Origin of the sequence: Actinomadura sp. KC06 (assembly GCF_004348735.1) — a bacterium.
In the GTDB taxonomy this organism is placed as follows: domain Bacteria; phylum Actinomycetota; class Actinomycetes; order Streptosporangiales; family Streptosporangiaceae; genus Spirillospora.
This window is the reverse complement of record NZ_SMKT01000013.1, coordinates 74,982-83,573: the sequence shown is the minus strand read 5'-3', so window position 1 is coordinate 83,573 and position 8,592 is coordinate 74,982. Positions and strand designations below refer to the sequence as shown.

Below are 8,592 nucleotides of genomic sequence, written 5' to 3'. Positions count from 1 at the left end.
CCTAGACGCCGACACCATCACCGTGCACCGCCTAGTGCAAGCCGTCGCCCTCGTCCTTGACCGGGCGAGTGTCGGGGGTGCGGGCGACGGCTTGCACTAGGCGGTGCACGGTGATGGTGTCGGCGTCTAGGTTGATCATGTTGTAGGCGGCCAGGTCGCCCAGTGCGGCGGCGAGCTGGACCGGGTCGCTCAGGGGGACGAGCAGGCTGCGGGGGATGTCCTCGGGCGCCCACCACGCCAGAATGCGCAGCAGGTCCCCGGCGAGCGGTGTGGTTGTGGCCAGGTGGTCCAGGGTGAGGCGCCAGATACGCGCGGTGGTGCGTTGCGGGTCAGCGCCACGAGCGGCCTGGTCGTAGAGCGCGGCCGGATCGGTACGCAGCAGCTCCAGATAGGCCGTTGGGGACAGGTGTGTCTGGCGTATGTAGGCACCAGCCTGTTTGACGGCAAGTGGCAGATGGCCCAGCTCGGCACAAAGCTCGGCGGCGCCGTCCAGATCAGCGGCCGGACGGCCGTTGGCGACGATGCGGGCGAGTAGTTCCTGTGCCTCGGACGCGCTGAGCGCGTCCAGCTCAATCAACGCCGGGGCGAGGTCGTACCACCCTTCCCGCAGCCGGCTCGTGATCAAGAACCGGCCGCTGGGCGCACTGGTCACCAGTTCGGCCACATCGGCGGGCTCGGTGACGTTGTCGAGCACGACAAGCCAGCCGGTGTGCGCGGCCAGCCATCGCCGCGCCCAGGCAGCCCGCTCCTCCTGTGCAACCGCCACCGGCATGCTGCGAGTCATCTCCGGCACCAGCATCCCCGCCAGATCCGCCAGGCCGGAGGTGACCGCCGCCATCGAATCGGCGGTGATCCACCACGTCAGGATGTGGGCGTCGGCGTGCCGGTGTGCCCATTGGGCGGCGAGCGTGCTCTTGCCCACGCCGCCCAGCCCATGTAGCGCCTGCACCACCACTCCGCCCGGCTCCGCGAGCGCCGCGTCCAGTTCGGCCAGTTCCTCGTCCCGTCCGACGAACATCGTCGTGCGGAGCGGCAGCGTGGGCGGCGTCCACGCTGGTGGCTCCACCTCTTCGGGGCGCGGCAGCGGCGCCGCCTGGTACACATCGCCCACGTGCGTGGATGAGTTGACGATGTCGCCGCCTGCGGCTATCGCTCCGGGACCAGGGGCTTCAACCCGCTGGTCTGGCTGCTCGCGCTGCTCGTCGTCCCGTCCCGCCTCGTCTGGAGAGGGGGCGCCTCGCCCGAGCCTCATGGTGTCGCGGGGTCCTCGCCTGTGACTTGGGTGTGGGAGTCGTCTACATCGTCCCCGGCGGTGATCGCGCCGAGGCCCGATGCGCTGACTCCCTGACCGGTCTCCGGGCCTGGTGAAGGCGGCGCGCCTGCGGGTGGTCGGGTCACCCTGGTCGAGGAGCCCTTCACCGAGCCGCCTGCGGCGATCGCGCCGTCACCGGACGCCGACACTCGGTCGGGGCGTGCCGGGTCCGGGTCTGGTGTCGCGCGGTACGTCAGCCAGGCCAGCAGGCCGGCGCCGGTCACGACGAACGCCGCCGTCGCCGCCAGCCATGCCAGGGCCCACTCCTGGGTCAGCATGCCCGTGGCCACGTTCACCACCGCGCCGACCACCACACCCGCTGCGGCCGCGACCGCCTGACGACGCTTAGCACTCACTACGTCTCCCGCATGCCGACCCGGGCAACGCGCCCGCGCTATGCCGATTGTCCCGCGTTTCCCGCTGCCTCACCTCCGCTTCGCCGCACCTGGCCGTCGGTTCCCCATAACGCGCCGTTCCGGTGCAAGCTGACGAGGTGTTGCGGGCTGCACCTGTGCTTATTGGAGGATGTGGGATTGAGAAATCAATGGGTTTGGCGAGGGCTCTGCATGGGTGCGGCGGTCTTCAGCGTCCTGGGCACTTTGATCCGCTGGATGATGGACGTCCTTGGAGAACGGGCGACTCGTGCCACACGGCGAGCGTGTGAGGTGAATCCGTCGTCAGCGCAGTGGACGAAAGGGTTTCCTTTCATTGTCCCGGTGTTATCGCTGATGGCATTGTTGCTCGCGCTGATCTTGGCTCTTGCCTTGCTGGTCGGCACACGGAGGTCTCCCGGGTGGGCCAAGCTGGTCAGCGGATGCGCGCTCTGCCTGTCAATCTTCTTACTGCTTCCGGCCATATGGAGCGTGCAGGAGTACGACGACTATCCTGGTGCAGATATCTCAACGCTCAACGGTCCGTGCGCCCCTTGAGCAGATCGCCTCAGCGGCCCGCCTGGCTGCGGCCCGGGCATGGGACACCGATGCGCTCTACATCGAGACCGCCGTCCACACGACCGGCCCGGAGATCATCGGTCTGGCCCGCATCGCCGGAGTGGTTCTCTGGGTCTTCGAGGTGCACAGGTTCGTCAGATTCGTCTCCATCACAAGGCATCGATAGAGCGATCCCTGCCACGAACACCAGAACCGAGGCATAGCACTTCCCCCGAGTCGCCAGGCTGTGGCCCGGACCGCAGTGATCGGTCTACGGTGGCGGGCATGGGACTGGACGTTGAGGCAGCGTTACGGGAACAGATCGCCTACTACCGGGCTCGGGCGCCGGAGTATGACCGGGAGTACGCCGAGCGGAGCGATGACATGCGGCTCCTGCTGCCGGTGTTCGACGAGTTTCCGATCGTCGGGGACGTCCTGGAGCTCGCCTGCGGGACCGGGCAGTGGACGAAGCTGCTGGCCCCTCGGGCGCGTTCGCTGACGGCCGTGGATGCGGCTCCCGAGACGATCGCCATCGCGCGGGAGCGGGTCGCGCCCGCGAAGGTCGAGTTCGTGTGCGCCGATCTGTTCGGCTGGCGTCCGGAGCGGACGTACGACACGGTCTTTTTCGCTTTCTGGCTCTCGCACGTCCCGCCGAGTCTCTCGTCCCGCTTCTGGCAGATCGTGGCGGACGCTCTCGCGCCCGGCGGCAAGGCCGTCTTCATCGACAATGGGCCCGGCGAGGCCGCGATCGAGGAGATCCTGGCCGAGGACGACGTCCCCGCGGTGCGGCGCCGGCTGGACGACGGCAGCGAGCACCGGGTCGTGAAGGTGTTCCACGAGGCCGACCAGCTCGCCCGGGATCTGGACGAGTGGGGCTGGACGGGCGACGTGCAGCCGGTCGGCCCCAACTTCATCGCCGGGGTCGCCGAGCCGAAGAGCGGCACTCGACGATGAGTACGCGCATCTCGTCGACCTGGCACTCGGCCTGGTCGCGGGAGTCCATGCTCGAGATCACGGCCGGGGATGCGGGGGCGGTGCCGCCGGTGTCCGGCTGGGTGGCGGCGACCGGTCAGGCGATCTTCATCCGAGTCGCCCAGGACGTCACGGAGCAGATCCTCCATTTCGAGCTGTGGGACGGCGAGCCGCCACCCCCTTCGCCGGACGATCACCTGCCCGAGACCGAGGAGACCCTCACCATCGAAATCCCCACGGGGAGTCTGGCGTTCACTGGACAGCACCGGCTCGTCCGGAACGGTTTCACCGTGCGTCCCGGCCGGTATCACGCACGCATTGCCGGACGCCATCGCGAGCTGGCCGCCAGAGGCGGGAACTTCACCGGCCGGGAGTCCTACAACGTCCAGCTGTGGCCGGAGAGCGTGGACAACACGAGTGGCCTCGTCGCGGCCACGCAGCGGGTGGCGATGACCGGCTACGGCGTATTCGCCTTCAGCGATGACGAAGGCGACTTCGCCGAGCCCGAAGTCTCCGGTGGCTGGTTCTCCGCGACGCGCAGCGGGGTGGAGATCCGCCCCATGTGCGAGCTGCCCGAACCCGGGATGCGGTTCGAGCTATGGAGCGACGTTCCGCCTGCCGACGTCACCGACGCCGGGGACGAGCCGGAGGTGCAGACCCGGCTGAGCTTCCAGGTGACGCAAGGGACGATCGGAATGGAGGGCATCGCCACAGGAGTCGAACCAGGCGTCTTCGAGCTGCCGCCCGGCTGGTATCACCTCCATCTGCTCGGTTACCGCCGCAGTGTCATGCCCGACATCGAGAAGGATCTGTACGCCCGGAACATCGCCCCTGGCGATGAGGAGTGGGAACGCGCCGAAGGCATCGAACGGTACGTGGCGAGGTTCTGGCCGGATCACGAGGCCGGACGGCGCCATGCCGCAGAGGAACGGCCACCGGAACGCGACGAGCATCTCGAAGCCATCCGTGCCTGGGCGAAGGAGCGAGGCATGCGGGTCAATGACTCAGGGCCGCTCCCCGCTGCGATCGTCGCCATGTACGACGCCGCTAACTAGGTGGTTCGAGGGGTCAGCTGGACGAGGATCATCCAGTTCCGTTCCTCCTCCACGTAGGCAGCGCGGACGTTGTAGCGGGACGCAGGAAGGTCGATCACCAGGTGGTTGCCCGGTTCGGGGGCTGAGCCGGGCCAGGCGGAGTCGATGAGGACGACGGGGCCGTCCACGTCCCAGACCAGGTGTTCCTCCCAGGGCGCGGTGTGGACGGCCTTCCTGGCGGCGGCGACGAGTTCGGATTCGGAGTCGGCCGCGGCCCAGCGGAGGAAGAGGCGTTCGTCGGGCAGGTACGCGGTGGTGGCGGGTTCGTCGCCGAGGACCAGGCCGTCCAGGGCTCCGATCTTGACGAGGCCGATGTAGCCCTCGACCGAGCAGGCGCGGCCATAGTCGCCCCAGGTCTCCACGGGGCCGTCGTCGTCGTCCGTCGCGCCGCCCCAGTGCGCGAGCTGGGACGCGGGCGCCAGGAGCAGCGGTCCCCCGCCCGACTCGACCCAGTCCACCGATCCGCCTCCCTTCACCGGCCGCGCCACCCTACGCCCCCCGTCCGACATTTCCCTCGAACTTCCTTCTGACCTGGGCCTATGTGACGATGAGAGGGAGACGCGATAGCGGCCGGCGCCGCGGGGTCGCTCTCTCCCGCGGGCCGGCCGGCGAAGGGGGGAGAACGCCATGCGGAAGGTGGCCGACTGCCGGGAGACGCCCAGCGAGATGAACTGCACGCTCACGATCAGCGGCGAGGAGGACGAGGTCGTCCGCGCCGCCGCCGAGCACGCGGCATCGGTGCACGGGCACGAGGACACGCCGGAGTTCCGGGAGGAGATCCGCGGCATGCTCAAGGACGAGCAGCCGGCGATGCGCTGACCGCTGTGGCCGGAAGTGGCGGTTTGCCGTGGAAAGCGGTTCGGCGGACGCCCCAGACCCTACTCTGGGGCGTCCGCTTGGGACCGTTCCGGAGGTAGGCGCACATGGCGTTTCGCACGATCCTCAGCTCGCTCGGCATCAACGCGCCAGAAGTCACGACGATCCTGGAATCGGACGAGGTCACGCCCGGCGGAACCCTCCACGCCCGGGTGACCGTGAAGGGCGGCGGGGCCGGCGTCAGGATCGAGCGGATCGCCGTCCAGCTCGTCACCCGGGTCGAGGCGGCGGAGCCGACCGAGAAGAGCTGGGACAACCCCGGGGTCGTCGCGTCGCAGGCCGTCCCGGCGTTCGAGCTGGCGGCCGGCGAGGTCCGGGAGCACCGGCTCGCGATCGAGGTGCCGTGGGAGATGCCGATCACGCACGCCCAGGGCCGGAGGATGCGCGGGACGCGGGCCGCCGTCCGGACGATCCTGGAGATCGACAACGCCGTTGACCGGGGCGACTTCGACGAGATCGCCGTGCACGCGCTGCCCGCCCAGGACCTCTTCTTCGGCGCCTATGAGGCGCTCGGGTTCCGGTTCGACGAGGCCGAGGTCAAGACGGGCAGGGTCAACGGCGGACGGAACCAGACGTCGAAGTTCTGGCAGGAGCTGGAGTTCTTCTTCCCCACGGAGTACCGGCGCGGCGCGAACGCCCAGTTGGAGACGGTGTTCATCGCCCGTCCCGACTCCCTGGATCTGATCACCGGTCCGCACGGCCCCTACCCGTTCGACTACGCGGGCCTCACGCAGGACCAGTGCGTGAAGTGGCTGGACGAGCACTGCCGATCCATCTGGCAGAACTGAAGCGACGGGGGCGGTGTCGCGGGACGACGGGAGTAATGACACACTTACATGAGTTTGTCTCATGGAGGTGTGAATGCCCGCGACCGTCCAGCCCCCCGAGAGCGTCACCTGGCGCGTCCACATCGACCGGTCCATGTGGGTCGGCGGAGTGCGGAGCCTCATGCTGCAGGCGCTGCATCCCCTGGCCATGTGGGGCGTCTGGCAGAACTCCAACTTCCAGGACGACCCGTTCGGACGGCTCCAGCGCACCGCCGACTTCGTCGGGCTCGGCACGTTCGGGAGCCCCGAGGAGATCGAGGAGGCGGCGTACCGCGTCCGGGAGATCCACCGGAGCCTGCGCATCCTCGACCACGACACGGGCAAGAAGGAGCGGCTCGACCAGCCCGAACTGCTGCGGTGGGTGCACTGCGCCGAGGTGTACTCGTACCTGGAGGTGGCGCGCCGCGCCGGGCTGCCGCTCACCCGCGCCATGGCCGACAAGTATCTGGACGAGCAGCGCCGGTCCGCCACCTTCGTCGGGCTGCACGCCGAGGACGTGCCGGGCAGCGTCGCCGAGATGGAGGCGTACTTCGCGGAGATGCGGCCCTGCCTCCGGGTGACGGACGAGGCGGCGGCCACGGTCCGGTTCCTGATGTGGCCGACGATGCCGGAGAACCTGAAGTTCCTCGCGCCCGGAAAGCCCGGCTACTTCCCGTTCGGCGCGCTCTGCTACTACACGCTGCCGGACTGGGCGCGCAGGATGTACGGGGCGCTGCCCGAAGTGCCGCAGCCGGCGGTGACGGCTGCGCTCAGGTCGTTCCGGCTGGCGATGAACTCGATGCCGGAGCGGCTGCACGACTACGCCTTCGCCAAGAACACCCGCGAGATGCTGGGACGCGCCCGGCAGCGGCTAGCTGCGGACGGGTACGACGTGAGCAAGGGCCTCTACGGGCTCCGCGACCCGCGCCGCTGGCCGTCCAGCGGCCAGAACGCCCTCGCCACAGCCTCCTGAGCGGGCCGGGCCCGCTAGCCGACGTCCACAGGCAGGGCGGACCAGGGGTCCTTGCGCGGGGCCGCCTCCTGGCCCTCGGGGCAATGGCGGGCGAAGTCGCACCACGAGCACAGGGTGCCCGGACGAGGCGGGAACACGTCGTCGTGCGGGGCGTGGTCCACCTGGATCGCGCCGGAGGCGGAGGGCGTCTCGCCGGGGCGGGGCTTCGGGACACGGGCGCGGTACGTCTCGTCCGCCTCGGCGGCCTCGGCCGCGATCGACTCGGCGCGGCGGATGTGGCGGGCCAGCGACTCGTCCGTGTGCTCCCACGCCGCGACCTCGCCGGACGGGAGATGATGCAGCTCGACGCGGTGGCAGGGGCGGCGCAGCACGCGGGACGAGGCGACGGCGTAGATCGCCAGGGCCAGGGAGCCCCGGGCGTCGTCGGCGGTGAGGACGTGCCGTCCCGTCTTGTAGTCGACGACGACGAGCTCGGCGCCGCGAGCGTCCAGGCGGTCGATACGGCCCGACACGGCGATCCGGTCGGTTCGGGTCGCGACGGTGCGTTCCACGCCGAGCGGCTCGTCGTACGGGTCGAGGCCCGCGACGTAGCGTTCGGTCATGTCGCGGGCCCGGTCACGCCATTCGGCGGACTGGGCCTCATTGCGGAAGCCGTCCGTCAGCCAGCCCCGGGTGAGGAGCCGTCCGGCCGCCTCGGGCGTGCGCTCGTGGACGGGCAGCCGCCACCACCCCGCGAGCGCGTTGTGGACGCTCGCGCCCACGCTGTTGTGCGCCCACGGCGGACCCTTCGGCGGCATCGGACGATCCAGGTAGGTCATCCGGTAGCGCCGCGGGCAGTCCAGCCATGCGTTGAGCCGTGACGGCGTGCACGTGTACAGCCGCCGGGGCATGCCCTCTAAGCCGAGCTGCTCCACCGCTAGTCGTCGGACTCCTGCGCCAGCGCGCCCCACGTCTCCCAGCGGGAGTCCTCTTCGCCGACCGTGGTCTCCTCGCCCTGGGCGGGCAGGACCTGCAGGTCCTTCGGCAGCGGGGTCAGCAGCGCGCCGATCGAGTTGAGCTGCTTGCGCAGGTCCTCGTAGACGCCGCCGATGGAGCCGGGACGGCCGCGGTGCAGCGTGTCGCCGGAGAACAGCGAGCCGAGCTGCTCGCTGATCACGCAGACGCTGCCGGGCGTGTGGCCCGGGGTGTGCACGATCTCCAGCTGCGCGTCGGCGATCTCGAAGATGCCGCCGTCCTCCAGCCAGATGTCGGGTTCGAGGGCCCGGAGCGCCTTGGCGTCGTCCTCGTCCTCTTCCTCCTTGGCGAGGCGGGCGAAGTACTCGCGCCACAGCAGCCGGTCGGCGCGGTGCAGCGCGATGGGAGCCCAGTTCTCTTCGTCCTCCTCACCGGCGGCGGCGACTTCGAGCACCGCGTTGAGGTGGTGCTCGTTGCCGTCGGTGAGCAGGACGGCCATGACCTCGCGGTCGCCGACCTCGCTGAGGATGGCCTCGGCGTCGTACGCCGGGTCGATCACGATGACCTCGTCGTCGTCGCCGACGATGTAGGTGTTGTTCTCGACGTCGTACTCGGTGTCGTCCAGGGTCAGCTTCCCCGACGTCACAACCTGTTCGATGCGCGCGTCCACGCAAGG

General features: G+C 69.7%; 11 protein-coding genes. 6 read left to right on the top strand and 5 right to left on the bottom strand.

Features of this window, described 5'->3' with window-relative positions; genetic code table 11:
• Positions 1 to 31: 31 nt before the first annotated feature.
• Both E1287_RS07025 and E1287_RS07020 read right to left on the bottom strand, forming a co-directional pair.
• The gene (locus tag E1287_RS07025; RefSeq protein ID WP_131964009.1) at positions 32 to 1,252 is read right to left on the bottom strand and encodes an AAA family ATPase; all 1,221 of its coding nucleotides are present in this window, start codon (positions 1,250 to 1,252) and stop codon (positions 32 to 34) included.
• The gene (locus E1287_RS07020) at positions 1,249 to 1,668 is read right to left on the bottom strand and encodes a hypothetical protein (protein ID WP_131964008.1); all 420 of its coding nucleotides are present in this window, start codon (positions 1,666 to 1,668) and stop codon (positions 1,249 to 1,251) included. Before E1287_RS07020 ends, E1287_RS07025 begins: the two co-directional genes overlap by 4 nt.
• A gap of 532 nt (positions 1,669 to 2,200) precedes the next feature.
• Here E1287_RS07020 and E1287_RS07015 point away from each other — a divergent pair.
• The 3 genes from E1287_RS07015 to E1287_RS45445 all read left to right on the top strand — a co-directional run bounded on the left by E1287_RS07015 (position 2,201) and on the right by E1287_RS45445 (position 4,268).
• A complete protein-coding gene (locus E1287_RS07015; RefSeq protein WP_131964007.1) occupies positions 2,201 to 2,428 on the top strand; it encodes a hypothetical protein in 228 nt (75 codons plus the stop codon).
• A gap of 98 nt (positions 2,429 to 2,526) precedes the next feature.
• On the top strand, positions 2,527 to 3,195 hold the full coding sequence (locus tag E1287_RS07010) for a class I SAM-dependent methyltransferase (RefSeq protein WP_131964006.1): 669 nt from the start codon (positions 2,527 to 2,529) through the stop codon (positions 3,193 to 3,195).
• On the top strand, positions 3,192 to 4,268 hold the full coding sequence (locus E1287_RS45445) for a histone-like nucleoid-structuring protein Lsr2 (protein WP_243718707.1): 1,077 nt from the start codon (positions 3,192 to 3,194) through the stop codon (positions 4,266 to 4,268). The genes E1287_RS07010 and E1287_RS45445 overlap by 4 nt, the downstream gene beginning before the upstream one ends.
• Here E1287_RS45445 and E1287_RS07000 read toward each other — a convergent pair.
• Positions 4,265 to 4,765 (bottom strand): Imm21 family immunity protein, encoded by a 501-nt coding sequence (locus E1287_RS07000; RefSeq protein ID WP_243718705.1) that lies wholly within the window; start codon positions 4,763 to 4,765, stop codon positions 4,265 to 4,267. The two genes, E1287_RS45445 and E1287_RS07000, sit on opposite strands and share 4 nt — an antisense overlap.
• Before the next feature lie 169 nt (positions 4,766 to 4,934).
• Between E1287_RS07000 and E1287_RS06995 the strand changes: the two genes are divergently transcribed.
• The 3 genes from E1287_RS06995 to E1287_RS06985 all read left to right on the top strand — a co-directional run bounded on the left by E1287_RS06995 (position 4,935) and on the right by E1287_RS06985 (position 6,962).
• Positions 4,935 to 5,126: a DUF1059 domain-containing protein gene (locus tag E1287_RS06995; protein WP_131964004.1), complete on the top strand. Its 192-nt coding sequence runs from the start codon at positions 4,935 to 4,937 to the stop codon at positions 5,124 to 5,126.
• Between the two features lie 104 nt (positions 5,127 to 5,230).
• Positions 5,231 to 5,971 (top strand): sporulation protein, encoded by a 741-nt coding sequence (locus E1287_RS06990; RefSeq protein ID WP_131964003.1) that lies wholly within the window; start codon positions 5,231 to 5,233, stop codon positions 5,969 to 5,971.
• 73 nt (positions 5,972 to 6,044) lie between these two features.
• The gene (locus tag E1287_RS06985; protein WP_131964002.1) at positions 6,045 to 6,962 is read left to right on the top strand and encodes an oxygenase MpaB family protein; all 918 of its coding nucleotides are present in this window, start codon (positions 6,045 to 6,047) and stop codon (positions 6,960 to 6,962) included.
• A 14-nt stretch (positions 6,963 to 6,976) separates the two neighbouring features.
• On the opposite strand, the gene E1287_RS06980 is transcribed toward E1287_RS06985, so the two are convergent.
• Positions 6,977 to 7,876, bottom strand: a complete 900-nt coding sequence (locus tag E1287_RS06980) for a PD-(D/E)XK nuclease family protein (RefSeq protein ID WP_131964001.1) — start codon at positions 7,874 to 7,876, stop codon at positions 6,977 to 6,979.
• A gap of 2 nt (positions 7,877 to 7,878) precedes the next feature.
• A complete protein-coding gene (locus tag E1287_RS06975; RefSeq protein WP_131964000.1) occupies positions 7,879 to 8,586 on the bottom strand; it encodes an MBL fold metallo-hydrolase in 708 nt (235 codons plus the stop codon).
• Positions 8,587 to 8,592: the final 6 nt, after the last annotated feature.